This window comes from Succinispira mobilis DSM 6222 (genome assembly GCF_000384135.1).
In the GTDB taxonomy this organism is placed as follows: Bacteria; Bacillota; Negativicutes; order Acidaminococcales; family Succinispiraceae; genus Succinispira; species Succinispira mobilis.
Genome location: NZ_KB913028.1, coordinates 522,920 through 548,875, shown reverse-complemented (window position 1 = coordinate 548,875; position 25,956 = coordinate 522,920). Strand labels below are relative to the sequence as shown.

The following is a 25,956-nucleotide window of genomic DNA, read 5'->3' as shown; positions in this document are numbered from 1 at the left end:
GAATTAAGCTATAGTTTAAGATGGTCTAAAATTACAAATTCCTACAAATTAGTTGCTACTACTTAGATTAGATACCTTTTTTAGCCATGTAAATAATTAGGTCATTTACGCGGTTAGAATAGCCCCACTCATTATCATACCAAGCTACCACTTTAGCCATGTTGCCAACAACCATTGTTGATAACCCGTCCACGATTGAACTAAGTGGGCAACCATTATAATCATGGGACACTAGTGGTTCTTCGCTAAAGCCCATAACTCCAGCAAGTTCGCCTTCGCTAGCCGCTTTTAGCTTCGCATTAATTTCTTCAGCTGTAGCTGGTTTTTCTAAAGTTACAGTCAAATCTGTGATTGATACATTAGGCGTAGGTACCCGCATCGCAAAACCATTTAATTTACCCTTTAACTCTGGCAATACCAAAGCAACAGCTTTTGCGGCACCAGTTGTAGTCGGAATAATTGACATGCCCGCAGCACGCGCTCTACGTAAATCTTTGTGTGGTAAATCTAAAATATTTTGATCATTTGTGTAAGAATGCACTGTGGTCATCAAACCACTTACAATGCCAAAATTATCTTGTAATACTTTTGCAAATGGTGCTAAACAGTTAGTTGTACAAGAAGCATTAGAAATAATATGATGTTTAGCCGCATCATATTTTTCATGATTTACACCCATTACAATTGTGATATCTTCACCTTTGGCAGGCGCAGAAATAATAACTTTTTTGGCACCAGCTTGGATATGTGCTTGTGCTTTTTCAGCTTCTGTAAATCTACCTGTAGACTCAACAACAACTTCTACACCAAGCTCAGCCCAAGGCAAGTTTGCTGGATTAGTTTGAGCCAACACTTTAATTTTTTTATCATTTACGCAAATATAGTCACCCTCAACAGTCACTTTCGCATCTAAAACTCCATGTACAGAATCATATTTTAACAAATGCGCCAAAGTTTTTGCATCTGTCAAATCATTTACAGCTACGATGTCTAGTTCTGGATTTCCAATTGCTGCTCTAAATACATTACGTCCAATTCTACCGAAACCATTAATCCCAACTTTTGTTGCCATTTTAAAAACCCTCCAGTTTACATTTTCATAATATTTTATAGATATGCAACTATTTATCTTGATTTTTACCTGCATACATTATAACATATGTTACATTCCCTCGCTACTTTATTTGCAAGTAATTTTACACTTGCAAATCCAAGTTGTTTTAGCCTTGTTAGCCATTATATTTGTTTTTGCAAGTTTTTTCTTGTTATGCTAAGCTTTTCAATTCTAAATCAGTTTTTACTTAATAAACAACCATTATTGCTGATTTTTCAAATTTTAATTGCGATTTACTGGCAACACAGTTTATCCGTTTAATATTAACAGTGTTTTAACTAAAAAAGCTACTAACCTAAAAATTTCACTATCCATATCTAATTGCCTTATAATTTCAGCTTTATCTTACATCTGCAAATATTTGTATTTTTAGCTATTTTCAAGGATAAAATTACATTAGCTCAGCTTTTGCTTAATATTCAAACAAAACCATCGATATATTGTATATAAGTCATCTACTTAACAATTAAATTTTACATACAAGGAGTGAATTTCATGCAAATAACACCAAATTCACAAAACCCCACCACTACAAGTAACTTAAACATCGAAAAAAAAGCTGTCAGCATTACCAAAGAGACCAATGTTAGTATTAAAATCAACGGTGATTCGCCTGCCGCCGTAGTTTCCTTAGGCGAATCCTCTCCGCCTGCCACTGCTTATGCTAAGCCAGAGGTGAAAAAAGGCTTGGACGAAGAAAAAATTCGTGAGCTTAAAGCCCAAATGGAAGAGAGTACTAAAAATGTAACAGCAATGTTTCAAAAAGTGCTCGATGATTCACTCGGACAGGGTTTACAAGTTACGCTAGCTAATCTTAGTGAGTTGGATTTTTCCCAAGGAAAAATTATGTATCAAGGCAAAGAAATTGTCGTAGATGCCGAAACCAAAGCTCAGGCTGAAGCCGCAATTAGCGACACTGGTTTTTACGGCATCGAAAATACCGCCCAACGCGCCTTAGAATTTGCTAAAGCCCTATCGGGAGATAACCCAGAAAAAGCCGCCCTTTTAAAAGATGCTGTGATAAAAGCCTATGAACAAGTTAATGAAATGTTTGGCGGTAAACTTCCCGAAATAACCGAAAAAACTCATGCTCGCACCTTAGAATTATTTGACGCTTGGGGTAAAAACGATTCTGAAGACACCGAAACAGTCGCTAATAATACCAGTATTGAAATTTCTATCAGTGAAAAAACTAGTATTACCGCTAGCAGTTTAAATATTAGTGCTGAAACTACTAACAGCACAGACATCAGCTAAGCAAACTTAGACAAAACTAGTTTTACCACTTTAGCTAATTAAAACTAAAAACTAATATTCTCCTAGTTTTTCTGACCCCAATAATTTGGCAGACAACTTTTCCCGAAAATTTTTAAGCTGTTTTTCCTATTAATATAATAGGGGTTGCTCATTGGTTGAACCAGTCGACCACTAAGGCACCGTACGTAACATGCGTTGTACCAAGCTTCAATAACTTAAGCACCATATTTTATGGATCTTTTGCCGCTATCTGCAAATCCAATGATATGCACAATATATTCAAACTAACTAAAAAGCCGTCTGAGCTAGCCAATGCTAGCCTAGACGGCTTTTCAATTTTACTGGCAATTATTGCCAGTTTTTTCTTTTTGGTTTTAACCAAGCTAATTTTGTCAACCTTAGCCAATACCTTTATCAGCTAAGTGCGCCTTATAAGACTATCCAAACAAAACATATCCGACAAAAATCAACTAGTTAGTCTATCTAACTGTAATACTAAAACTATTGCGCAGTTTTCCTTAGTGCCGTAACAATTCTTCGCCAATTTTTGATTTTTGTTCAATCACTTGAATAGTGCTATCAATTTTCGCAAATATCTGTTTTGATAGGCCGTCAACTCTGGCAACTAACTGACGCGCTAAATTACTATCGCCCGCCTTGATCGCCTCAATAACTTCCCCGCCTAAACTATGCAATTCATCATGTACGGCATCAATTGAGTGCCACTCTTTTTTTACCGCCGGATCTTCAATCGTTATCGCATGATAAAAATGCCCAAACGCGCATCGTTTAGAATCTGTCTGTAATGGCACCGTTTTCATATCGGCAACCATTGTCTTAAGCTTAGTTATCCAAGCCCGATGTGCTTCCTTAGCTTTAGCTAAATTTTGCAAAAGCTCTACATTCGAAATAGCGTGCACACTCCCATTAAGCGCTACAAACATATCTTTTACAAAACCACTCAATTCTGTATCTATCTTCGAAATATATTCTGCATTTTCACGACTTTGGACTGCGTCGCGGTGAATGTCTCTAGTTACTGTCGTAAGTTTTTCAGCATCACTGGCTGACAAGTTCATAGCTTGATTTACTTGATTGGCCGCTTCCTTAACTTGAACCAATAATTCTGCCACACCCTCAACATCTTGTACTGTATTTTTCAACATCGCCACATTTTCTTGAACTGTCCCAGAGACATTATCTAATTTTTCATTCATCAATTGCGTAGAATTTAAGGTTTCTTGCAAGCTATCTTTCCCGGCCTGAGCCGCTAGTTGAATATTCCCGACAAAGCCCCGCATATCTTGCAAACTACCTTTAGTGCTGTCCGCCAACTTGCGAATTTCTTCAGCTACTACGGCAAAACCTCTGCCCATCTCGCCAGCTCGTGCCGCCTCAATCGAAGCATTTAGCGCTAACAAATTAGTTTGTTCGGCAATTGCTGCCACCCCATTAACAATATCACTGATATGAGCCGTCATGGCTGTTAATTCTTCAAATTGTTTACTTAGTTTTTGAGTATCACCGACAACAGCTTCTTTAAGTTGATCAATCTCGGTTATTTGAATAATACTTTGATCATTTTTGGCAATTAAATCACTAGAATCCTTCGACAAATGTACCATTTTATTGGATGTTTGCTCAATAGTTTCGTTTACATCATTCATGCTTGCTGTTATTTGCTCAACCACCGCCAAATTAGACTCGCTTAATAAGGATAATTGCTCGGAAAAATCTGCCAATGACTCTGCCGAATGCTTCATGCGCACGTCAAAATCACTCAAAGAAGATACCGCGCCCAACATCCCATTACTCACCTTAGACATCTTAGATTCATTGTTAAACAATCGTTCGAATTGATTTAAAATCCGTTGATGTAAAGGATTCTCTACTTTTAAGCCTACTAATGAAGCCTCTTGTCCTTGCATTTTGGCATCTACAATTTTCAAAATATCTATAACTTCACTGCAACCGGTTTGTTTTCTAAAAAAATTAACCATATACTCCACCTCTTAAAGATAAACTCTTTATTTTTTAGTTTACTGTTTAACATATGCTTTGTCAACGGATAATTTTTATTAATTAACTTTTATCTTCAAATACAATAGGATTACTAGCAGTTTAGTAAACTATTGTATAAAATAAAAAACAAGCTATCTCTTTTTTAGTCTTCAAGTGCTTTAACTAGAGTCGAAATTTAAGCTCAAACATCTAAACACAGCCTTTATTCCTAAAGAGATAGCTTGTTTTTATTAAAATGCTGCTACAACAGCACCTTTGTATTTTTCTTCAATGAATTTCTTAACTTCTGGGCTATTTAATATTTTTGCTAAAGCTTGAATTTCTGGTCTGTTTTCTTCACCTTTTCGGCAAACTAAAATATTTACATAAGGAGAATTCTTATCTTCGATAACTAAGGCATCTTTAGTTGGATTAAGTTTTGCATCTAAAGCGTAGTTAGTATTAATTACCGCTAAAGTTACATCATCTAAAGTTCTTGGTAATTGTGGGGCTTCAATTTCTTTAATTTTTACGTTTTTAGGATTAGCCACAATATCTTGAACTGTAGCTGTAATACCCGCTTTATCTTTTAATTTGATTATGCCTGCTTTTTCTAATAATAATAAAGCGCGACCCCCGTTAGTTGGATCATTCGGAATACTAATTGTAGCTTCTGCGGGAATATCTTTTAAATCTTTAACTTTTTTAGAATAAATACCCATTGGTTCTACATGAACACCATTGACTTTCACTAAATCCAGCTTACGATCTTTAGTGAATTTTTCTAAATAAGGGGTATGTTGAAAAAAGTTTGCATCTAACTCTTTATCAGCAACAGCCACATTAGGACGCACATAATCGGCCATTTCTACTACAGTTAAATTAATTTTTTCTTTAGCTAACAACGGTTTTACAAAGTTTAAAATCTCTGCATGTGGCACAGCTGTCGCCGCCACTTTTAGAGTTTTGCCTTCTTCTTTTTTAGCTTGGCCACCACAAGCGGTAAGTGCCAAACATAGCACTACTAGGAAAATAGATAAATAACTTTTTTTCATAAATAATAACCTCCAAAAAATTTTTTTAATAAAAGAAAACGACCCTTCTAAAGCGAAAGGTCGCATATACACGCTCCCTCTCATCTTCCAGGATTAATCCTGCTGGATTTAGCACCATACTTTACGTGTTGGTTGCCGGGTGTCATCGGGCCAGTCCCTCGACCACTCTTGATAAGAGTCTATTAACTTTTTTGTTATTATACATTTTCCTAGTATCTTTGTCAAGAATATTTTATTTTTAGCTTATCTGTATTTATTTTAAGTACTTTTGTCTATTTTGTTTTATTATCCCTGTTAATTTTTCGCAATAGTGCTATAATTTAGCTAAAATATCGCACGAGGTGATTTAAAATGCTAAAAGTTCGTCATCTTATTCAATTAGGCTTTGTCGTGCTGGCAGCTTGGCTTGGTTTACGCCATCAAATAGTTGGTGGCGGGCCTCAGGGAGTTCCACCAATTGATTCTTATTGTTTATTTGGAGCTATCGAAACTCTCCCTAGTTTAGTTAGTGGCGGTTCTTACCTGATGAAAACTGCCCCCAGTAATCTTTGGCTCCTACTAGCGCTAATTATTACCACCCTATTATTTGGTGCTGTCTTCTGTGGCTGGATTTGCCCGCTAGGTAGTTTGAGCGAATGGCTGTATCGCCTCCGTGAAAAATTTTATCCTCAAAAACTAATCCTCCCACCTGCTTTAGACCAAATTTTAGGCTATAGTAAATATTTATTTTTTCTTTTAATTATCTACATGACCATCAATACTAAACGACTTTGGTTTGAAGAATTTGACCCCTATAAAAAAATTTTTCATATGAATGTCGAAGACTTTAGCTCCGCTATGGTAATTGTGTTTTTTATTTTAATTTCACTTACTCTTGAAAGAGCTTGGTGTCGTTATCTTTGTCCGCTCAGTGTTATCATTAATCCCTTATCTAAAATCAGTTTCCTGAAAATCAACCGTAAGGACAACTGTATTAACTGTCACAAATGCGACCGCACCTGTCCTACCGCAATTAAGATTGCTAGCCAACCTACAGATTCAGGGCAATGTATTCGTTGTAACCGCTGTACCGAGGCCTGTCCAGTCCAAGCCCTAGAACTTAAAGCTCGTTTTGGCAATTGGCAAACGTCTAAAACAATTGCCGTTATGCTAAGTGCCGTACTTTTGTTTGGTGCAATTATTTTGACCGTCCAACATACCCCCTACTGGCAATCTAAAACTCCCAATATGATTACTGGTAAAAATGTTACTAGCACCGAAGATATCCGCGGTTGGATGAACCTAGACCAAGCCTTAACGGCTCTAAAAGTTGATAGAACTAAACTAATGCAAGAACTACAGCTCCCTGCTAATACAGAGACGAATCTGACCGTAAAACAATTTCGCGCCCAACATGATATCTCCGAAACTAAACTTGCAGAAATCATTCGCAAACTACTGCCTAAAAAATAAGTTAACTAAAAAAGTCAGACTTTATGCCTGACTTTTTTCTACTATTTAGCTATTACCAGCTTTTATATTCTTTATTGACAATCAATCGGAACATGAATAAGTTTTAAAAAAATATTACGTAAAATTTAGCTGTTGCTGGCGTCAAAAAATTTCGCTTAGCAGCAATTGTTGTTTCTTATCGCCAGGAAATAATTAATCGCTACGCCTGCACTTTATTTTTCATCACCAAGTATAAATTTCATCCGTAGATTTGACAATATTTACGCCTAAAGCGGCAAATTCCGCTAAAGCTTGTGTCGCTAAAGCTGGAAAATCCACTACATTGGGAATTGCCGGTACTGGCGACATACAATCTTGCAAAATATACAGTTTAGTTAACAAACTGCGATCTACACTCATTAATTGCTGCACTAAATCTGCAATCGTAAACCGCACACAATGTGAACTAGCCTCACCCGCAATATAAATCCGATCATAACGCATTAGCTTATTTAATAGCTCGACATTAAAGCTCCCTACCTTAAGCTGCGTATCAGCTGTAACTAGTTTCGTAATCTCTGGCGCAAACACACTATAGTTTTCTGTAAGTGGTGCCCGCCCCTTAACCTGCCAAAAAGTCTCACGTCCTGTTACTTGGGCATGAAATAGAGCACTTTCAAAGAGCACTGGCGCTAAAGCATGGTCAATGGCCCCCATCATTGTATGATAAGGCCAGATACAAAGCTGATATTTACCTGTAGCCTCTAGCTGACGCAGATATTGCAAGGCAAATTCCGGCTCACGCACCGCCCGCCATTTACCTTGAGCCACTTCTTGAGCGGTAATAATCGTAAAAGGTGCAGGCTGCTGTTGGTTGGCATTTACCCAAAAGGCGGGAAAAAATATTTGAAAACAAGAGTGCGTATCAAAACTAAAATATAGGGCATCTAAATCACTGACATTCCGATAGATAAACTCAGCTAATCGCGCCATGTCCGCCTCCGCGCCGGGAACATATAGACTGGCTTGCGGGTGACAAAACCCAATTTGCGCATCAATTACAAATAAAGCTGTCTGAGCCTTGCTTGAGCGATGTGGCAACTGGGATTTAGCTGAACTTGCGGCCTGGGCAATCTCCTCATAGCGGGGCAAGTATATGTTTTGGCTATCTGTTGCTTGATAATACGCGGGTAATTTACTCATATTGAACCTCCAATTAATTAACTGGCTTGTTATATTTACTAGTTACCAGCTAATTTTACCTAAATAGCATAATTTAAACCATTATAATGCAACTTAGGCAATTTGGAAAGATTCAAGTTATTTTTTCTTTTAGCTACTTCCGTGATAAACTCTATCTTTCTTGGTGGGCTTACTCTTTCCCAATTGCCGCAATTACCATTGCCACTTACTTGATGTATAGCCAAACACATTTACTTTTATATAAATTTATTTTACTTTGTCTTTTTACCTTATTATCACTTTTTATTTTACTACTACTGAAAAATACTATCTGTGCCATGCTAAATAGTCGCATTTGTGTACAGGAAGACTAAAAAACAGACTTTGCTCCAACACTCTCATCAGTGTCTAAGTAAAGTCTGTTTTATCTATTTAATTTTTGTTATTTATATTTGCACTTGGTTACGACCAGCATCTTTCGCTCTATATAATGCTTGATCAGCCTGCCTTATCAAGTTAGCTAATTCTCCAAATTCTTGTTTTTTGCTTACAGCCACGCCAATACTCGTAGTTAAACGTAACATGGTATCATTTTCCAAAACTAATTCTCTGCTTGCAACGGTTTTTCTTATTCGCTTAGCAATAATTAGGGCTTCTTCCTCTTTAGTATACGGTAAAACAGCAATAAATTCATCGCCACCATAGCGGCCAAAAATATCTTTATGCCGCAAATTATCTTGGCAAATCTGTGAAAATATTTTTAGAACTTCATCCCCGATTAAATGCCCATAAGTATCATTGATTTGCTTAAAATAATCTACGTCGATCATTAATATCGCTAAATTCTCCTCCGCTTGCATTTTTGTCATTAATATTTCAACTTCACTAGTCAGTTTATTGCGATTTAAACTGCCTGTCAGAGAGTCTCTGCCCACTTCTATTTGCAGATCGGTAACAATATTGTGATAGTAAGTTATATCTTGAAATACGAGCATATAGCCTACTATTTCTGCTTTTTCAGTAGCTTCTGCCAAAATTGTTTTTTGCATTTGATATTGGGAGTTATCATCTAAAACTAATATTTCCTTAACTCGTTTAACCGCATCAAGCAACTCTAATAGTTTGGGAAAGTTCGCAAAAAGTTCTTGCCCCTTTTTGCCAATATCCGTTCGCTTTATTTTGGGAAAAAGCTTGTTACTGGCAGCATTAAAATCGACTAAAACACCATTGCGATCAAAGATCAATATCCCTTCTGTAAAACGCTGAAAAATCAATTGTTTCGCTAAAGGGGCTACTTCAAACAACCCTAGATTAAATATTGCCCAACCATATAGCACACCAGGCACAATAAAAGCTATCGGCGATGGATCCAAACCCCAAGGAATTCCGCCTGATAAATAGATCAATAGCATAGTCCAGGGAAAAAAAGAACTTAAAAAGAATACAAATGCTTGCTGTTTTTTGTGAGCTTCTGCTCTTCGCCAAAAAATTATATATAAAATATTTCCAAATATCGCACTGATATTATTAAAGGTATTATGCACAATATACCAAATTCCTGGTTCAATTTTCGCTACGGGAAATGGTGCGGCTGGGTTTAGGGTTAGCGATTTATAGTAATAGGGGTGAATATCAAAGGTACTACTTAATATTAAAGTGATTGTCGAAATTGTAATTAAAACAACTTTTACAGTTTCCCAATTTTTAATACGCACTTGTGTATGTTTTTCTGCTAAAATTATCCACGCCGCAGGTATATAAGAAATGCCTAAATATTGAATATGTAGCCAAAAGCGAATTTCTTCTAGTGTATTACTACATAGTTCGGCCATATAACCAAAGCAATAAATCATCCCGGCAACTGACAAAAAAAGAACAGCACTACTTATGCGCACGTTGCGTTTTTTTCAAGCTAAAATTGCTACAATCGCTAAAATAAATCCGCTTAGTCCACTAAGGACAATTATTACATTTCTCGCTAACTCCACTAAGTACTTTCAACTCCCATTTTGTAACATTTAAACTAGGTTTTTCTATTTTTTTGGCAAATATTCATATGCAAAAACATATTAAAACTTTTAGCCTATAAAGTCAATAAGCAAGCCTTTATCTGCCTTATATTCTCTGTTATATAACTAGTAACAATTAGCTAGCTAATTTTATTTCTGTATTTAGGGAAATTACTAAAATGTTTTTTCATAGTCTTTCACGAGCGAAACAATGACTTTAGCTCCGCTCCAGTAACTATCAATTTTTTATTTCTCCCCATAAATATTAGGCTACAGCCTATTTTTTCTTAACTACGACTTGCTTCACTTACTATTTGATAATTATTTTAACTAGGCAAAATCAGCTTTATCTGCTAAACTGAAAGATATTTATCAGCGGCCTTTGTGTGTAAAGTTCCAGCTTAGAGCGCAAGGCAAAGTTTGTCACTACTAAAATTAAATAAGTTTAGCCAAATTATCAAAGCGCCCTTATTTAACAAGTACTCGCATTGTGCTAAAGTGGAGAAAACTTGCCCATTAATATTCCTAATTCTAACTAAAGGAGATTTTTACTATGAAACCCCGCGACCTATTTATGGCTTTATTAATTGTAACAATTTGGGGTGCTAATTTTACGGTAATTAAATTGGGCCTTGCTGATATTCCGCCCATGCTTTTAGCGGGCTTACGTTATGTATTTGCCACCTTACCAGCAATTTTCTTTATTAAACGCCCTAATATCAGCTGGAAATATTTAGCTCTATATGGGTTAACCGTTGGTATCGGCCAATTCTCTTGTTTATTTTATGCCCTAAAAATCGGCATGCCTGCTGGTATTGCTTCGATTGTCTTACAAGCACAACCATTTTTCACAGTAATTTTTTCAGCCTTTCTTTTTAAGGAAAGTCTCTACCGGCTCCAAATTTTAGGATTTGCGATCGCCTTTACTGGTTTGTATTTAATTGGTGGCGACACTTCGGGAGTACCGCTGCCCCTAGCTGCTTTTTTATTAACTATTTTAGCGGCCTGCTTTTGGAGTATTTCTAATATTGTTATCCGCTATAGTGCCATAGAAGCCACGCAAAAACAAGAAAAGTTAGATATGCTAGCCGTAGTAATTTGGTCAAGTCTGCTTTTACCAGTTCCATTTTTCTTGCTAGCGCTGTTATTTAATAGCCCGCAAGAATTATTAAGCGTTGTTACTAATCTTAAACCAAGTTCTTTAGCAGCCGTTCTCTATCTGGCCTTAGGTGCTACAGTTTTTGCTTGTGGTATGTGGAATATCCTCCTCAGTAAATATTCGCCTACCAAAATTGCCCCTTTATCATTACTAGTTCCTGTTACGGGTTTAATTACCGCTAACCTAGTTTTAGGCGAGCAACTTTCTTTTTGGCAAACTCTAGGAGGTATTATTATTATCTTGGCTTTATTGGTTCTTAATTTTAAAAGTTTACCTTGGGCTAACGCATTTAAGGCGAAATAAAAAACCGTACAGACTGAGTCTGTACGGTTTTGTTTGTTTTGCAACAAATTAACGTTTTGAGAATTGAGAAGCTTTACGAGCTTTCTTAAGACCGTATTTACGACGCTCTTTTTCACGAGGGTCACGAGTCAAGAAGCCAGCTTGTTTCAAGCCTTTACGATATTCTGCATCAACTTTTAATAATGCACGAGAAATGCCATGACGGATTGCGCCCGCTTGACCGGAAACGCCACCACCGATTACATTTACTAATACATCATATTTACCTTCTGTTTCTGTTAAAACTAAAGGTTGTTTGATGATAAGTTCTAGAGTTTTTAAGCCAAAATAAGCTTTTAGTTCGCGTTGGTTAATGATGATATTGCCTTCACCCGGAACTAAACGAACTCTAGCAACTGAAGATTTACGACGACCTGTTGCATTGTAACTAACTACTGCCATTTTCTGTTCTCCTTTCCGGATGTTTTATCTAATATTTAATTCTAGTACTTCTGGTTTTTGTGCTGCATGTGGATGCTCGCTACCAGCATATACTTGTAATTTTTTACAAATTTGATTACCTAAACGAGTTTTAGGAATCATACCGAATACTGCTAATTCAACCATACGTTCTGGTCTTTTTGCCAACATTTCACCAGCTTTAGTGAATGTAGTGCCACCTGGATACCCAGAGTGACGGAAATATTCTTTTTGAATTAATTTTTTACCAGTTAATCTTACTTTATCCGCGTTAATGATAATAACATGATCGCCTGTATCCATGTGTGGTGTAAATGTTGGTTTATGTTTACCACGAAGAATTTTGGCAACTTCTGTAGCTAAACGACCAAGAATTTTATCAGTCGCGTCTACAACATACCATTTACGTTCAATAGTAGATGGTTTAGCCATATATGACTTCATTGTGTTTACCTCCCTATATAAGTATTTATCTTAAATACGTCATGAACTTTTACTTCTCCGGGCTAATGGAATTATAAAAATCTCATGAAGATATTTTAAGCAAAATTAAGCTTTCTGTCAAGCTTTTTTACTGTTTTTTGTAAAATATTTATCAATATAAGCATTTACAGCTTCCTCGCTGTAAAAAACTTGTTGTAAGTATAATCCTTGCGCTGGCGCTGTTAATCCTCTATGGGCCCTAGATTTCAGATCAAGTATTTCTTGAAAATGCTCCACCGTAAACTTTCTTTGTCCAACTTGCACTAAGGCACCAACAATATTGCGAACCATATGATATAAAAAGCCATTGCCAATAATCTTAAAAACTAGCTCTTCGGGCTGCTCATCCCAATCTATCGCATACATTTTCCGAACAGGATCACTTTGCACACTACCCGCTGAGCGAAAGCTCGAAAAATCATGTTCGCCAATTATGTATTGTGCCGCAACTTGCATTGCCGTTAAATCCAGCTCTTGCGGAATCTGCCAAACATAGCGGCTCCGAAAAGGCGATTGTTCTGCCAAATGGGCAATTTTATAAGTATAACATTTTGCAACTGCTGAATAGCGCGCATGAAATTCTTCTGAAACCTCTGCCGCCGCTAAAATCACGATATCGGCCGGCATCAGGTTGTTTAGCGCAAATTTTAATTTTGCCGCTGGCACCGCCACATTGGCTTTAAATGAAATTACTTGAGCATAAGCGTGAACCTTGCTGTCTGTTCTACCTGAAGAAACAGTTTTGATTTCTTGTTGGAAAATTTTCTTTAAGGCCTTGTCAATTACCGCTTGAATCGTAATATGCTTGATTTGCTTCTGAAAGCCATAATAATTGCCACCATCATAGGCTAGGTCAATTCGATAGTAATAGTTCAAGCTAGCCACCTCAAATACGCTAGGCCTAACACTAGACCGCTTATATACAGGTAAGCGTAGGTATCTAGTCGAGTAAGTTGCAATTGATGCATTCTTGTCCGTCCTTCGCCACCACGATAACAACGTGCTTCCATAGCTGTAGCTAAATCATCAGCTCTCCTAAAAGCGCTAATAAATAATGGTACTAATAAAGGTACTAGGTTTTTTGCTTTAGTTAAGATATTACCATTCGTAAAGTCAGCCCCACGAGACATTTGAGCTTTCATAATTTTATCGGTTTCTTCCAATAAAGTAGGAATAAAGCGCAAAGCAATTGTCATCATCATCGCTAATTCATGAGCTGGTACACCAATTCTTTTAAAAGGACGCAATAGTTTTTCAATTCCGTCAGTAAGCACAATTGGCGAGGTAGTATAAGTCAGTAGCGAGGAAACAATTAGTAAAAATACCAGCCGCATCGCCATCATTAACCCTTGATCCAAGCCTTCTTGCGTAACCGACAACAACCACCAACTAAAGATAATTTCACCTTTAGTTGTAAAAAAATGGATTAATACTGTTAGTAAAATTATAAACCATAACGGCTTTACGCCCTTAATTATCAAACTCAAAGGTAGACGTGAAAATATAATAATCAATCCGACAAAACCAGCTAATAAGGCATAAGCTACATATGTTTTCGCTAAAAATACGGCCGTAATAAAAATCAAGGTGCAAATTATCTTAGTCCGCGGATCTAAACGATGAATTACTGAATTTCCTGGATAGTATTGGCCAATTGTGATATTCATCATTTGCTCTTACCTCGCAGTGTTTGGTAAATATCTTGTTGCAACTCTAGAGTGGTCGCATTATAAGCGTGCGAAGTTAATTTTTGCGCTTTTAGTTTGTTAGCTAGTTTTACTACTTCTGGAATATCTACACCAGCTACATCTAATTGCTGTAATTTCTCTAAAAATATCTTTTCTGGAGTATCATCGCAGACAATTTCCCCTTCCGACATCACTAAAATGCGTTGGGCGTATTTAGCTGCTTCTTCCATATTGTGAGTTACTAAAATTATCGCGATATTTTGGCTTTTATACAGCTTATAGATTTCTTGAAAAATTGCTTTTTTAGCTTTGGGGTCTAAACCAGCAGATGGCTCATCTAAAATCAAAAAGTCAGGTTGCATGGCTACTACGCCAGCAATTGCCACGCGGCGCATTTGCCCACCACTCAATTGAAAAGGCGAGCGATCTTTAAAAGTTTCATAGTCTAAACCGACAAAACGCATTGCCTCACGCACTTGTGCTTCTACCTGAATTTCTGTCATCAAAAGATTACGCGGCCCAAAAGCAATATCTTCATAAATAGTTTCCGCAAACAACTGGTGTTCAGGATATTGAAAAACCATTCCCACTAACCGCCGTTCTTGCTTAGACTTATTTTTTTCTGCTAAATTGACACCATTAATAAGCACCTTGCCAGTACTTGGATTAAGTAAGCCATTAAGGTGTTGTACAAGTGTGGATTTGCCCGAACCGGTATGCCCAATAATCGCAACAAACTCACCTTTTTTTATTTCTAACGTTATCTGTTTTAACGCTTGACGCTCGTAAGGAGTACCAGGCATATAGGTAAACGTAATATTTTCTACTTTAATAGACATAATTCCCCAATTAGCTCCTCGTCAGTAATTATATCTTTGCCAAGCTTAATACCTTGTTTGCGCAGTAAATAGGCAACTTCACTAGCTACTGGCACTTCTAGTCCTAACTGTGTAATACTCTCTACATCTTGGAAAACTTCTTTAGGGGTTCCCATCTTATGGATTTTCCCATCTCCCATCACCACTACTCGATCAGCTAAAATTGCCTCTTGCATAAAATGAGTAATATGAACAATGGTTATTCCTTCTTGTTTATTTAAAGCTAATACAGTTTTCATAACTTCTTGACGTGATTTTGGATCTAACATCGCTGTAGGTTCGTCTAGCACTAAGCAAGTAGGTTTTATAGCTAGTACTCCTGCGATTGCTATCCGTTGCTTTTGCCCCCCACTCAGTAAGTGTGGTGCATGCAGGCGATATTCTTCCATCCCTACTAGTTCTAGAGCTTTACTTACGCGTTCTTGAATCTCAGCTGGAGGAATTCCCAAATTTTCTGGGCCAAAGGCAATATCTTCCTCAACAATTGCCGCCACTATTTGATTATCTGGATTTTGAAAAACCATACCAACTTTCTGACGAATATCCCAGATATTGTCTGGCAATAGACTATCTAAACCAGCAATATAACAGTGACCACCACTAGGTTGTAATAGAGCATTGAAGTGTTTCGCAAGTGTTGATTTTCCTGAACCATTAGTGCCGATAATTGCTACAAATTCACCTGGATTAATCGTTAAATTTATTTTATCGAGTGCCAGAAGTTCTTGCCCTTTAAGGTCCATATAGGTATAGGATAAGTCCACTGCTTTGATAATCGGTTGCATATACTCAATGCCTCCATTGTAAGATGTAAAAAAAGAGGCAGGAAAAACCTGCCCCAAAATAAGCATTTACTTAATTATTAGACAAGTTCGATTACAGCCATTTCAGCTGCATCGCCACGACGGGGCCCTAATTTGTAAATACGAGTGTATCCGCCTTGTCTTTCTTGATACTTTTGCGCAATTTCATCAAAAAGTTTTGTGGTTACTTGCTCATCCACAAGAAAAGCTAAAACTTGACGGCGTGCGTGTAAGTCTCCCTGTTTTGCTAAAGTAATCATTTTTGCGGCAAGACCACTTACTTCTTTAGCTTTTGCAACAGTAGTTTCAATTTTTTCGTTTTTGAACAAAGCCACTAAAACACTGCGAAATAGTGCTTTTCTAGCACTAGAATCACGACCTAACTTTCTGTATGCCATTTAAAGATTAGCCCCCTTTCTTTTTATTCTTCGCTACCACGTAGTGCTAGCCCGAGCTCAATTAATTTTTTCTTTACTTCTTCCAAAGACTTGCGACCAAGGTTACGAACCTTCATCATATCTTCTTCCGATTTTTTGCTTAGATCTAAAACGGTGTTGATACCCGCACGTTTCAAGCAATTGTTAGAGCGAACTGAAAGATCTAAATCTTCAATTGTCATTAACAATACCTTATCCGTAGTTGTAGTTGCATCGTTTTCATCAATATCCGCTTCCACAGATTCATCATCACTAGTTACCACATGAGCAACCGTTTCGAGAGTATCTTTTTGGAACAACTGTAGGTAGCTAACTAGAATTCCTGCTGCTTTGCTTATTGCATCATCAGGTCTAATACTGCCATCAGTCCAAACTTCTAAAGTTAATTTATCATAGTTCGTTACATTGCCAACACGAGTATCGGTAACTTGGAACTTAACTCTAGTTAGTGGCGAATAGATTGAGTCAACTGGAATTAAACCAATTGGCTGATCTGCTTTTTTATTTTTATCAGCGGGCACATAGCCACGCCCAGTATCTACATATATTTCCATCTTTAAGGTTGCATCTGCATCTAAAGTGGCAATATGCAAATCTGGATTTAGGATTTCAACATCTGAATCGGCAATAATATCTCCTGCAGTTACATCCCCCTCGCCACTGGCATCAATTCTCAATATCTTAGGTGCATCTACATGTAGTTTCAAGCACAATTCCTTGATATTTAAAATTATAGAGGTTACGTCTTCTCTAACACCTGGAATGGTAGAAAATTCGTGCAGTACGCCATCAATTCTGATGGCGGTTACTGCTGCACCTTGCAAAGAAGATAGGAGTACACGACGCAAACTGTTACCTAAAGTTATACCATAACCACGTTCAAGTGGTTCCCATACAAACTTACCATAACGACCATCTTCACTCATTTCGATAACCGTCATATTTGGTTTTTCAATTTCTATCATGCGACAAAACCCTCCTCTTTTGGAGTATACTCTCGAAAATACTCTTGATTCTTGAGTAGGGACTAATTATTTAGAGTACAACTCAACAATTAAATGTTCCGCAATTGGAGCATCAATTTCTTCACGGCTTGGGAATCTATCAACTTTACCAGCCATTTTTTCTGCATCAAGAACTAACCAAGCTGGTGTAGTTTTTGTTGTAATTTTTTCAGAAATTGCTTTTATATACTCGCTACCAGTGCTTGCTGGAGCAATGCTAATAACATCGCCAACTTTAACTAGTGCAGACGGAATATCTAAACGTTTGCCGTTTACTAAAATATGTCCATGACGAACTAATTGACGAGCTTGTGTACGGCTATCAGTAAAGCCTAGTCTATACACAACATTATCCATTCTTCTTTCAAGCATAACAAGTAAGTTCTCACCAGTGATACCTTTTTGTTTGTCAGCTTTAGCGAAATAGCTACGGAATTGACGCTCTAAAATTCCATAAATTCTACGTGCTTTTTGTTTTTCACGTAATTGTATACCATATTCTGATACCTTTTTGCGACCTTGGCCATGTTGACCAGGTGCGAAGCTACGACGGGCAAATGCGCATTTATCAGAGTAGCATCTGTCGCCTTTTAAGTACAACTTCGCGCCTTCACGGCGGCATAGTCTACATACGGCTTCTGTATATCTTGCCATTTATTGGGTACACCTCCCGGTTTTAAAATTATACTCTTCTACGTTTTGGTGGACGACATCCATTATGAGGAATAGGGGTAACATCTTTAATAGAGTTAACTTCTAAACCTGCAGCTTGTAATGAACGAATCGCAGCTTCTCGTCCTGACCCTGGGCCTTTAACAAATACTTCTACTTGTTTCAAGCCATGCTCCATTGCAGCTTTTGCAGCTTGCTCTGCAGCCATTTGTGCAGCAAATGGTGTGCTTTTACGTGAACCACGGAAGCCCATGCCACCTGCACTTGCCCAACTCAATACGTTACCTCTAACATCAGAGATTGTAACGATTGTGTTGTTGAATGTAGAGCGAATATGCGCTACACCATGCTCTATGTTTTTACGTTCTTTCCGTTTTGTACGGACAACTTTTCTAGCAGCAGCCACTCGTATATCCCTCCCTTATGCGTTATTTCTTTTTACCGCCTGCTGTACGTTTTGGACCTTTACGGGTACGAGCATTGTTTTTAGTATTTTGTCCGCGTACAGGTAAGCCCATACGATGACGTCTACCACGGTAACTACCAATTTCGATAAGGCGTTTAATATTTAATTGCTCTTCGCGTTTTAAATCGCCCTCTACTCTGTATTCTCTATCTATGGTCTCACGCAATTTCGAAACTTCTTCTTCAGTCAAATCACGGACTCTAGTATCAAAGTCGATTTGATTTTTAGTAAGAATTTCGCGAGATAGCGTAAGGCCGATGCCGTAAATATACGGCAGTGCATACTCAATACGCTTATCTCTTGGTAAATCAACCCCAGCTATACGTGCCATTAGGATGCACCTCCTTCTCAGCCTTGTTTTTGTTTATGTTTAGGATTTTCACAGATTACCATAACACGGCCTTTACGTTTTATGACTTTGCATTTTTCACATATCGGCTTAACAGATGGTCTGACTTTCATAAATGTAAAACCTCCTCTTGCCTGCTTGTTTATTTGAAACGGTATGTAATACGTCCCCTATTAAGGTCGTATGGAGTCAGCTCCACGGTTACCTTGTCGCCAGGCAAAATTTTAATGAAGTTCATGCGAATTTTACCAGATATATGAGCGAGAATAACATGACCGTTCTCTAATTTTACTTGAAACATGGCGTTTGGTAGAGCTTCTAATATTGTACCCTCTACTTCAATAACATCTTGTTTTGACATTATATCAATACCTCCTTAGAAAATTGTGCGACTTAATCTATTGATCAAGTTTTGTAAGTATGCTTGGACCATTTTCAGTTATAGCTACCGTGTGTTCAAAATGGGCAGAATACTTTCCATCTTTCGTCACTACCGTCCAGCCATCACCTAAGGTTTTAACTTCATAAGTGCCAATATTTATCATTGGCTCTATGGCTAAAACCATGCCCGCTTTTAACTTTGGACCTTTATCGGGTTCCCCAACATTTGGAATAGGAGGATCTTCATGCATTTTGCGACCAATACCATGGCCTACATAATCACGAACAACGCCGTAACCAGCTGCTTCAGCATGAGTTTGTACAGCATGAGAAATAGCACCAAGTCTATTTCCTACCACCGCTTGTTCAATAGCTTTCTCAAGACATTCGCGAGTTATGTCCATAAGTGCTATTGCTTCAGGGCTTACTTTGCCGACAGGAAAAGTAACTGCTGAGTCTCCATTGTAGCCATTATATAATGCTCCACAATCAACACTAACAATATCTCCTTCTTTCAAAATACGCGAACCTGGTATTCCATGCACAACTTCTGAGTTAACTGAAGTACAAATATTAGCAGGATAACCATGGTAACCTTTAAAGGTCGGAATCGCATCGCATTCAGCAATTACTTTTCTAGCGACCTCATCTAGTTCACCTGTCGTTATTCCAGGCTCTACAATCTTACGCACTGCATCTAGTGCAAGTGCCACGATTTTGCCTGCATCACGCATATAATTAATTTCTCGCTCAGACTTAATTATTATCATGGTTCATTCCCTTAATACTGCTATTTATATCACTGAATACTTTATCAATAGGTTGGTCACCTTTTATTGCAAAGTATACGCCTTGTTGAGTGTAATATTCAATGAGTGGTCTTGTTTGTTCATGATACACTTCTAAGCGTTTCATAACAGTTGACTCTTTATCGTCATCACGTTGATAAAGTGCCCCTGTGCATTTGTCGCAAATACCATCAACTTTTACTGGATTAAACTCTACATGGTAGGTAGAACCACAATTTTTACATATGCGTCTGCCAGTTACCCTGCCCACTAGTTTTTCGTCAGCAACGGATATATTAATTACACCACTTAATTTTATACCCAAATCTGCTAATATAGCATCTAATGCTTGCGCTTGCTCTAATGTGCGAGGAAACCCATCTAAAATGAACCCATTTTTGCATTCTGGATTAGCTAAGCTTTCACGCACGATACCAATGGTAACGGCATCCGGCACTAGCTGTCCAGAATCCATATATCTTTTTGCTTCTTTCCCTAATTCCGTGCCTTTTTTCACAGCAGCGCGGAACATATCCCCAGTAGAGATATGTGGGATTTTGTATTCTTCAATCATTCTTTCCGCTTGCGTGCCTTTACCAGCACCCGGCGGTCCCATTAATAGAATATACATTTTTACCTCCTACTTCATAAAGCCTTCATAGTGTCTCATCAACACTAAGGACTCTATTTGCTTCATTGTATCTAAGGCTACACCAACTATAATTAGTAGCGCAGTGCCACCAAAATATACACCTTGGATGCTAGTAATCCAAACAATTAGGTTTGGCATTACTGCGATTAGAGCTAAAAACACCGCCCCAGACAAGGTAATTCTAGTTAGTATGCGATCTAGATATTCCGCAGTAGGTTTGCCAGGACGTAGCCCTGGAATAAATCCACCTTGTTTTTTCATATTCTCTGCCATATCTGGAATGTTCATCGTAACAGCTGTGTAAAAATACGTAAAGAATATAATCAGGATCACATATATTGTGGTTTGTAGTGGTGTTCCCCATGCGAACCAATCAGCTACTGTTTTCACCCAAGGTATATTAATAAATTGGGCAATAGTTACTGGAAACATTAACACAGATGACGCAAAAATTACTGGAATAACACCTGCTTGATTTACTTTTAATGGTAAATGAGTAGAATGTCCACCATACGTTTTACGACCGACTACACGTTTCGCATATTGCACTGGAACCTTACGAATTCCTTGTGAAATAGCTATTACAAATACAATCATCGCTGTAGCGATAATCGCAAACAGAATAACATTTAAAATACTTACTGTTCCTGCCACTAGATACTGATAGATTGTAAACACTCCATCAGGTAACCGAGAAACAATCCCAGCAAATATAATTAACGAAATACCATTGCCTATACCTTTTTGCGTAATTTGCTCCCCTATCCACATCAAAAATGCTGTACCTGCGGTTAGTGTTAGCGCAATTAACAAAATAGACGGGATTGTTGGATTATTTATCGCTTGGCGTAGACCAAAAGCCATTCCCAGAGCTTGAATAAAGCCTAAGACAATTGTTCCATAGCGCGTAAGCTTGCCAATTTTCTTCCGACCTTCTTCACCTTCTTTAGACCACCGTTCTAAAGTTGGAACGACTACGTTTAGTAGTTGTAAAATGATGGAGGCGTTGATATATGGTGTAATGCTCATCGCAAATATAGAAAACTTACTTAAAGCTCCACCTGCAAATAGATCGAGCAAACCAAACAAATTACCATTGTTAAACAACTGCTCAATTACTGTTGCGTTAACCCCTGGTACAGGAATATGTGTTCCAGCCCTGAATACGACAAACATTGCTAACGTAAATAATATCTTATCTCTAAGCTCTGTTATACGGAATACATTTGAAAGGGCTGATAACAACTAAATCACCTCTACTTTTCCGCCAGCAGCTGTGATTTTTTCCATTGCAGTTTTGCTGAAGCCCATAGCGATAACTGTTAACTTCTTAGTTAATTCGCCATCACCTAGAATACGTACACCATCGCGAATATTTTTCACTAGGCCACATTCAATCAACATTACTGGGTCAATCACAGTACCGTCTTCAAAGCATTCTAACACGCCTACGTTGATTTCGGCATATGTTTTTCCAAACTTATTATAAAAACCACGTTTAGGTATACGTAAGTATAAAGGTCTTTGACCACCTTCAAAACCTGGACGAGTGCCACCGCCTGAACGAGCATTTTGTCCTTTATGGCCTTTACCAGAAGTTTTACCTAGTCCAGAACCTAGCCCACGACCTACACGAGTGCGAGTCTTACGTGAACCTGGAGCAGGAGCTAATTCGTATAATTTCATCCCTAGCACCTCCTTGTATTAAGCTTCAACTTTCTCTACTTTTACAAGATGGATTACTTTATGTATCATCCCTTGTACGCATGGAGAGTTTTCCTTTACAACACTATGATTTATTTTTGTTAAGCCCAAAGCTCTTACAGTAGCACGCTGATCTTGCGGACGACCAATAAGGCTTCGAGTCAATGTAACTTTTACTTTTTCCATTTTCTTTAGCCTCCTATTAGCCTAACAATTCTTGTACTGATTTACCACGCAATTGCGCAACCTCTTCAGCACGTTTCAATTGTTGAAGTCCGTTTAATGTAGCGCGAACTACATTGTTTGGGTTATTTGAGCCTAAACATTTAGTTAAAATGTCATGTACTCCAGCTAATTCTAATACAGCACGTACTGCACCACCAGCAATAACACCAGTACCTTCTGAAGCTGGTTTTAACAATACACTACCAGCGCCGAATTGTCCTGTAATCATGTGTGGAATAGTAGTTCCTACAATCGGAACACTGATAAGGTTCTTTTTCGCATCTTCAACGCCTTTACGAATTGCTTCAGGCACTTCTCCTGCTTTACCAAGTCCCATACCAACGTGACCATTTTCATCACCTACAACAACTAAGGCACTAAAAGAAAATCTACGTCCGCCTTTTACAACTTTCGCTACACGGTTGATAAATACAACTTTTTCTTTTAGGTCAAGGTCTCTATAGTCAATTTTCGCCACTTATATCCCTCCTTCTTCTAAAATTCTAAGCCCGCTTCACGTGCTGCAGTTGCTAATGCTGCGATACGTCCATGATATATACAACCGCCACGGTCGAATACAACTTGATCGATACCTTTTGCTTTAGCTCTTTCAGCAATCGCTTTACCAACTATTTTAGCTGCTTCTATGTTACCACCGTACTCTACAGAAGCTTTAATTTCTTTATCAATTGTACTTGCAGAAACCAAAGTTACTCCGGTTTCGTCATTAATAACTTGCGCATAAATGTTGCCTAAGCTACGGAATACGTTCAAACGAGGACGAGTTGCCGTGCCAATCACATTTTTGCGGGAACGAAGATGGCGTTTTTTACGCTTTGCATTTTTATCTTCTTTATTAAGCAAGGTATTCACTCCCTTCCTTTAAAACTTCTTATTTATTTCTTACCTTTACCGCCAGCTTTACCAACTTTACGACGGATAACTTCACCTTCATACTTAATACCTTTACCTTTATATGGTTCAGGTTCGCGTAATGAACGAATTTGTGCTGCCATAGCCCCTACTGTTTCTTTGTTGATACCGCTGATAACAATTCTGTTAGGAGCTGGAACATCAATTGTAATACCTGTAGGTGGTTCTATAACTACTGGATGAGAGAAACCTAATGTCATATTAACATTATTGCCTGCTTTAGCGGCACGGTAACCAACACCAGCGATTTCTAATGTTTTAGTATATCCTTGTGTAACCCCAATCACCATATTAGCAATTAGTGTACGGGATAAACCATGCATAGAACGATGCTCTTTTTCATCAGATGGACGCGCCACCGTTAAAATATTATCGTTTAATTCTATAATCATATCCTTGTGGATTTGACGGCTCAATTCGCCTTTAGGACCTTTAACAGCCACAAAATTTTCTTCTATAGAAACTGTAACTCCTGCTGGTACAGTAATAGGCATTTTACCAATTCTTGACACTTATAAGCACCTCCTTTGTCTGCAGAATCTTACCAAATATATGCGACTACTTCGCCACCAAGACCTGCTTTACGTGCTGCTTTATCTGTCATCATACCTTGTGATGTAGATATAATCGCAACACCCAGACCTCCTAATACGCGTGGTAATTGGTCTTTTTTCGCATATACTCTAAGACCTGGCTTAGATATACGTTTAATCCCTGAAATTACCTTTTCACGATTAGAGCCGTATTTCAAACTTACACGAATTGTGTTTTGTTTGTTATCGGCGATGGTTTCAAAGTCCTTTATAAAGCCTTCAGCTTTCAAAATTACCGCGATTGCTTCTTTTATTTTAGAGCCTGGAATCTCTACTTTATCATGATAAACCGAGTTTGCATTACGAATACGCGTAAGCATATCGGCGATCGGATCAGTCATTACCATCTAACATAACCTCCTTCCTGTTGCTGTTTACCAGCTGGCTTTGGTAACTCCCGGAATTTCGCCTTTATAGCTATATTCACGGAAGCATATACGGCATAAACCAAACTTACGCATGTAAGCATGTGGTCTTCCACAAACTTTGCAGCGATTGTATTTACGCACTTTATATTTGGGCTCTTTATTCCATTTCTCTATAAGTGCAGCTCTTGCCATGTTTTTCCCTCCTTAAATTATGCGCTAAAAGGCATTCCTAAAAGTTTTAGCAATTCTCTTGCCTCTTCGTCAGTTTTCGCAGTTGTAACAATTACAATGTCCATACCACGAGTTTTATCAATTTTGTCATAAGAAATCTCAGGGAAAATCAATTGCTCTTTCATACCTAGAGCGTAGTTACCGCGTCCGTCAAATGCTTTTGGACTAATACCGCGGAAGTCACGTACACGAGGTAAAGATACGTTGATTAACTTATCTAAGAAATGATACATGCGTTCGCCACGAAGAGTTACTTTCGTTCCGATTGGCATTCCTTGACGTAATTTAAATGCTGCAATTGATTTTTTCGCACGTGTGATTACTGGTTTTTGACCAGAAATTAGTGTTAAATCACCAATAGCTGCATCTAGTACTTTTGGATTAGCAACAGCCTCTCCTACGCCCATGTTGATAATAACTTTCTCAACTTTAGGAATTTCCATTATATTTTTATAACCAAACTTATCCATCATAGCTTTTGCTACTTCTGATAAATATTTTTCTTTAAGTCTAGCAGCCACTCAAGTTGCCTCCTTTCTTAAGAATATCTTACTCTTTATCTACTACTTCGCCACATTTTTTGCAAGCTCTTACGAACTTACCACTAGCGAGTTCAGTCTTTTTAATACGAGTCGCTTTTTTACAAGCGGGACATACCAACATGACTTTGGATGAAGACATTGGCGCTTCTTTAACTATAATGCCACCTTGTGGGTTAGCTTGGCTTGGTTTTGTGTGACGTTTTACTTTATTGATGTTCTCGATCACTACCTTGCCAGTTTTAGGTGAAGCTTGAATGATTGTACCTTCTTTACCTTTATCTTTACCAGACAATACTTTTACTGTATCGCCTTTTTTTACATGCAATTTTACAGCTGTAGCCATGTTAGACACACCTCCTTTTAGTGCAGATTTGCTTTATAATTACAGCACTTCTGGTGCCAAAGAAATAATTTTCATGTAATCTCTATCGCGTAGCTCGCGAGCAACAGGCCCAAAAATACGAGTTCCACGAGGACTCTTATCTTCTTTTATAACAACTGCTGCATTTTCATCAAAACGAATGTAAGAGCCATCTTGACGACGCAAACCTTTCTTGGTACGTACGACAACTGCCTTTACAACGTCACCTTTTTTAACAACGCCGCCGGGTGATGCATCTTTTACTGCACAAACGATTACATCGCCAATATTTGCATATCTACGATAAGAACCGCCAAGTACACGAATACACATTACCTTTTTTGCGCCAGTGTTATCAGCTACATTGAGTATTGTTTGCTGTTGTATCATGCTTTCTCCTCCTTTACCGAATTGCGTTAATCAAAATG

36 protein-coding genes and 1 riboswitch are annotated in these 25,956 nt (G+C 38.0%); of the genes, 4 read left to right on the top strand and 32 right to left on the bottom strand.

Annotated elements, in window-relative coordinates; translation table 11 throughout:
- Nucleotides 1-67: 67 nt before the first annotated feature.
- Complete coding sequence (gap, locus tag SUCMO_RS0102700) at nucleotides 68-1,072, bottom strand: type I glyceraldehyde-3-phosphate dehydrogenase (RefSeq protein ID WP_019878908.1); 1,005 nt, start codon at nucleotides 1,070-1,072, stop codon at nucleotides 68-70.
- Nucleotides 1,073-1,609: 537 nt separating this feature from the next.
- On the opposite strand from gap, the gene SUCMO_RS10910 reads away from it, so the two are divergent.
- Nucleotides 1,610-2,371, top strand: coding sequence for a hypothetical protein (locus SUCMO_RS10910; protein WP_019878907.1), 762 nt, complete (start codon nucleotides 1,610-1,612; stop codon nucleotides 2,369-2,371).
- A gap of 229 nt (nucleotides 2,372-2,600) precedes the next feature.
- Here the strand turns inward: SUCMO_RS10910 and SUCMO_RS11375 are convergent, their stop codons facing one another.
- The 3 genes from SUCMO_RS11375 to SUCMO_RS0102680 form a co-directional block, all read right to left on the bottom strand.
- Nucleotides 2,601-2,777: a hypothetical protein gene (locus tag SUCMO_RS11375; protein ID WP_019878905.1), complete on the bottom strand. Its 177-nt coding sequence runs from the start codon at nucleotides 2,775-2,777 to the stop codon at nucleotides 2,601-2,603.
- A 112-nt stretch (nucleotides 2,778-2,889) separates the two neighbouring features.
- Nucleotides 2,890-4,371, bottom strand: coding sequence for a methyl-accepting chemotaxis protein (locus SUCMO_RS0102685; RefSeq protein WP_019878904.1), 1,482 nt, complete (start codon nucleotides 4,369-4,371; stop codon nucleotides 2,890-2,892).
- Nucleotides 4,372-4,623: 252 nt separating this feature from the next.
- On the bottom strand, nucleotides 4,624-5,427 hold the full coding sequence (locus SUCMO_RS0102680) for a MetQ/NlpA family ABC transporter substrate-binding protein (RefSeq protein WP_019878903.1): 804 nt from the start codon (nucleotides 5,425-5,427) through the stop codon (nucleotides 4,624-4,626).
- A 77-nt stretch (nucleotides 5,428-5,504) separates the two neighbouring features.
- Nucleotides 5,505-5,605: riboswitch (SAM riboswitch) on the bottom strand.
- Nucleotides 5,606-5,778: 173 nt separating this feature from the next.
- Here SUCMO_RS0102680 and SUCMO_RS0102675 point away from each other — a divergent pair.
- The gene (locus tag SUCMO_RS0102675) at nucleotides 5,779-6,879 is read left to right on the top strand and encodes a 4Fe-4S binding protein (protein ID WP_019878901.1); all 1,101 of its coding nucleotides are present in this window, start codon (nucleotides 5,779-5,781) and stop codon (nucleotides 6,877-6,879) included.
- A gap of 222 nt (nucleotides 6,880-7,101) precedes the next feature.
- On the opposite strand, the gene SUCMO_RS0102670 is transcribed toward SUCMO_RS0102675, so the two are convergent.
- Nucleotides 7,102-8,061, bottom strand: coding sequence for a cysteine hydrolase family protein (locus tag SUCMO_RS0102670; protein ID WP_019878900.1), 960 nt, complete (start codon nucleotides 8,059-8,061; stop codon nucleotides 7,102-7,104).
- Nucleotides 8,062-8,147: 86 nt separating this feature from the next.
- Between SUCMO_RS0102670 and SUCMO_RS11740 the strand changes: the two genes are divergently transcribed.
- Complete coding sequence (locus SUCMO_RS11740; RefSeq protein WP_071592801.1) at nucleotides 8,148-8,414, top strand: SLAC1 family transporter; 267 nt, start codon at nucleotides 8,148-8,150, stop codon at nucleotides 8,412-8,414.
- 72 nt (nucleotides 8,415-8,486) lie between these two features.
- Here SUCMO_RS11740 and SUCMO_RS0102660 read toward each other — a convergent pair whose 3' ends face one another.
- Nucleotides 8,487-9,935, bottom strand: coding sequence for a diguanylate cyclase (locus tag SUCMO_RS0102660; RefSeq protein WP_156819230.1), 1,449 nt, complete (start codon nucleotides 9,933-9,935; stop codon nucleotides 8,487-8,489).
- A 667-nt stretch (nucleotides 9,936-10,602) separates the two neighbouring features.
- Here SUCMO_RS0102660 and SUCMO_RS0102650 point away from each other — a divergent pair.
- Nucleotides 10,603-11,511 carry an O-acetylserine/cysteine exporter gene (locus tag SUCMO_RS0102650; protein ID WP_019878897.1) on the top strand — a complete coding sequence of 303 codons (909 nt, stop codon included), beginning with the start codon at nucleotides 10,603-10,605 and terminating at the stop codon, nucleotides 11,509-11,511.
- 48 nt (nucleotides 11,512-11,559) lie between these two features.
- On the opposite strand, the gene rpsI is transcribed toward SUCMO_RS0102650, so the two are convergent.
- From rpsI to rplN, 26 genes are all read right to left on the bottom strand, one after another.
- Nucleotides 11,560-11,952 (bottom strand): 30S ribosomal protein S9, encoded by a 393-nt coding sequence (rpsI, locus tag SUCMO_RS0102645; RefSeq protein WP_019878896.1) that lies wholly within the window; start codon nucleotides 11,950-11,952, stop codon nucleotides 11,560-11,562.
- 24 nt (nucleotides 11,953-11,976) lie between these two features.
- Nucleotides 11,977-12,414 carry a 50S ribosomal protein L13 gene (gene rplM, locus SUCMO_RS0102640; RefSeq protein ID WP_019878895.1) on the bottom strand — a complete coding sequence of 146 codons (438 nt, stop codon included), beginning with the start codon at nucleotides 12,412-12,414 and terminating at the stop codon, nucleotides 11,977-11,979.
- A gap of 117 nt (nucleotides 12,415-12,531) precedes the next feature.
- A complete protein-coding gene (truA, locus tag SUCMO_RS10220; RefSeq protein WP_019878894.1) occupies nucleotides 12,532-13,329 on the bottom strand; it encodes a tRNA pseudouridine(38-40) synthase TruA in 798 nt (265 codons plus the stop codon).
- Complete coding sequence (locus SUCMO_RS0102630; protein WP_019878893.1) at nucleotides 13,326-14,123, bottom strand: energy-coupling factor transporter transmembrane component T family protein; 798 nt, start codon at nucleotides 14,121-14,123, stop codon at nucleotides 13,326-13,328. The genes truA and SUCMO_RS0102630 overlap by 4 nt, the downstream gene beginning before the upstream one ends.
- On the bottom strand, nucleotides 14,120-14,980 hold the full coding sequence (locus tag SUCMO_RS0102625; protein ID WP_019878892.1) for an energy-coupling factor transporter ATPase: 861 nt from the start codon (nucleotides 14,978-14,980) through the stop codon (nucleotides 14,120-14,122). Before SUCMO_RS0102625 ends, SUCMO_RS0102630 begins: the two co-directional genes overlap by 4 nt.
- Nucleotides 14,965-15,804 carry an energy-coupling factor transporter ATPase gene (locus SUCMO_RS0102620; protein WP_019878891.1) on the bottom strand — a complete coding sequence of 280 codons (840 nt, stop codon included), beginning with the start codon at nucleotides 15,802-15,804 and terminating at the stop codon, nucleotides 14,965-14,967. Before SUCMO_RS0102620 ends, SUCMO_RS0102625 begins: the two co-directional genes overlap by 16 nt.
- Nucleotides 15,805-15,881: 77 nt before the next feature.
- Nucleotides 15,882-16,220: a 50S ribosomal protein L17 gene (gene rplQ, locus SUCMO_RS0102615; RefSeq protein ID WP_019878890.1), complete on the bottom strand. Its 339-nt coding sequence runs from the start codon at nucleotides 16,218-16,220 to the stop codon at nucleotides 15,882-15,884.
- A gap of 23 nt (nucleotides 16,221-16,243) precedes the next feature.
- Nucleotides 16,244-17,224: a DNA-directed RNA polymerase subunit alpha gene (locus tag SUCMO_RS0102610; protein WP_019878889.1), complete on the bottom strand. Its 981-nt coding sequence runs from the start codon at nucleotides 17,222-17,224 to the stop codon at nucleotides 16,244-16,246.
- 66 nt (nucleotides 17,225-17,290) lie between these two features.
- Entirely contained in the window at nucleotides 17,291-17,917 is a 627-nt protein-coding gene (rpsD, locus tag SUCMO_RS0102605) for a 30S ribosomal protein S4 (RefSeq protein ID WP_019878887.1), read from the bottom strand.
- A 28-nt stretch (nucleotides 17,918-17,945) separates the two neighbouring features.
- Nucleotides 17,946-18,341, bottom strand: coding sequence for a 30S ribosomal protein S11 (rpsK, locus tag SUCMO_RS0102600; protein ID WP_019878885.1), 396 nt, complete (start codon nucleotides 18,339-18,341; stop codon nucleotides 17,946-17,948).
- A gap of 22 nt (nucleotides 18,342-18,363) precedes the next feature.
- Nucleotides 18,364-18,732, bottom strand: coding sequence for a 30S ribosomal protein S13 (gene rpsM, locus SUCMO_RS0102595; RefSeq protein ID WP_019878884.1), 369 nt, complete (start codon nucleotides 18,730-18,732; stop codon nucleotides 18,364-18,366).
- Nucleotides 18,733-18,749: 17 nt separating this feature from the next.
- On the bottom strand, nucleotides 18,750-18,863 hold the full coding sequence (gene rpmJ, locus SUCMO_RS0102590) for a 50S ribosomal protein L36 (protein ID WP_003373491.1): 114 nt from the start codon (nucleotides 18,861-18,863) through the stop codon (nucleotides 18,750-18,752).
- Between the two features lie 29 nt (nucleotides 18,864-18,892).
- Nucleotides 18,893-19,111, bottom strand: coding sequence for a translation initiation factor IF-1 (infA, locus tag SUCMO_RS0102585; RefSeq protein ID WP_019878883.1), 219 nt, complete (start codon nucleotides 19,109-19,111; stop codon nucleotides 18,893-18,895).
- Nucleotides 19,112-19,148: 37 nt separating this feature from the next.
- On the bottom strand, nucleotides 19,149-19,901 hold the full coding sequence (map, locus tag SUCMO_RS0102580) for a type I methionyl aminopeptidase (protein ID WP_019878882.1): 753 nt from the start codon (nucleotides 19,899-19,901) through the stop codon (nucleotides 19,149-19,151).
- Nucleotides 19,888-20,550 (bottom strand): adenylate kinase, encoded by a 663-nt coding sequence (locus SUCMO_RS0102575; protein WP_019878880.1) that lies wholly within the window; start codon nucleotides 20,548-20,550, stop codon nucleotides 19,888-19,890. The genes map and SUCMO_RS0102575 overlap by 14 nt, the downstream gene beginning before the upstream one ends.
- A 9-nt stretch (nucleotides 20,551-20,559) precedes the next feature.
- Nucleotides 20,560-21,816, bottom strand: a complete 1,257-nt coding sequence (secY, locus tag SUCMO_RS0102570) for a preprotein translocase subunit SecY (RefSeq protein ID WP_019878879.1) — start codon at nucleotides 21,814-21,816, stop codon at nucleotides 20,560-20,562.
- Complete coding sequence (gene rplO, locus SUCMO_RS0102565) at nucleotides 21,817-22,257, bottom strand: 50S ribosomal protein L15 (protein ID WP_019878878.1); 441 nt, start codon at nucleotides 22,255-22,257, stop codon at nucleotides 21,817-21,819.
- Between the two features lie 18 nt (nucleotides 22,258-22,275).
- Entirely contained in the window at nucleotides 22,276-22,461 is a 186-nt protein-coding gene (rpmD, locus tag SUCMO_RS0102560; RefSeq protein ID WP_019878877.1) for a 50S ribosomal protein L30, read from the bottom strand.
- Between the two features lie 16 nt (nucleotides 22,462-22,477).
- Nucleotides 22,478-22,978 carry a 30S ribosomal protein S5 gene (gene rpsE, locus SUCMO_RS0102555; RefSeq protein ID WP_019878876.1) on the bottom strand — a complete coding sequence of 167 codons (501 nt, stop codon included), beginning with the start codon at nucleotides 22,976-22,978 and terminating at the stop codon, nucleotides 22,478-22,480.
- 17 nt (nucleotides 22,979-22,995) lie between these two features.
- Entirely contained in the window at nucleotides 22,996-23,364 is a 369-nt protein-coding gene (rplR, locus tag SUCMO_RS0102550; protein ID WP_019878875.1) for a 50S ribosomal protein L18, read from the bottom strand.
- Between the two features lie 32 nt (nucleotides 23,365-23,396).
- Entirely contained in the window at nucleotides 23,397-23,945 is a 549-nt protein-coding gene (gene rplF / locus SUCMO_RS0102545; protein ID WP_019878874.1) for a 50S ribosomal protein L6, read from the bottom strand.
- Nucleotides 23,946-23,974: 29 nt separating this feature from the next.
- On the bottom strand, nucleotides 23,975-24,373 hold the full coding sequence (rpsH, locus tag SUCMO_RS0102540; RefSeq protein ID WP_019878873.1) for a 30S ribosomal protein S8: 399 nt from the start codon (nucleotides 24,371-24,373) through the stop codon (nucleotides 23,975-23,977).
- A 27-nt stretch (nucleotides 24,374-24,400) separates the two neighbouring features.
- On the bottom strand, nucleotides 24,401-24,586 hold the full coding sequence (locus SUCMO_RS0102535; protein WP_019878871.1) for a type Z 30S ribosomal protein S14: 186 nt from the start codon (nucleotides 24,584-24,586) through the stop codon (nucleotides 24,401-24,403).
- A 17-nt stretch (nucleotides 24,587-24,603) separates the two neighbouring features.
- Complete coding sequence (gene rplE / locus SUCMO_RS0102530) at nucleotides 24,604-25,146, bottom strand: 50S ribosomal protein L5 (RefSeq protein WP_019878870.1); 543 nt, start codon at nucleotides 25,144-25,146, stop codon at nucleotides 24,604-24,606.
- 28 nt (nucleotides 25,147-25,174) lie between these two features.
- On the bottom strand, nucleotides 25,175-25,510 hold the full coding sequence (gene rplX, locus SUCMO_RS0102525) for a 50S ribosomal protein L24 (RefSeq protein WP_019878868.1): 336 nt from the start codon (nucleotides 25,508-25,510) through the stop codon (nucleotides 25,175-25,177).
- Nucleotides 25,511-25,549: 39 nt separating this feature from the next.
- Nucleotides 25,550-25,918, bottom strand: coding sequence for a 50S ribosomal protein L14 (gene rplN, locus SUCMO_RS0102520; RefSeq protein WP_019878867.1), 369 nt, complete (start codon nucleotides 25,916-25,918; stop codon nucleotides 25,550-25,552).
- Nucleotides 25,919-25,956 lie beyond the last annotated feature (38 nt).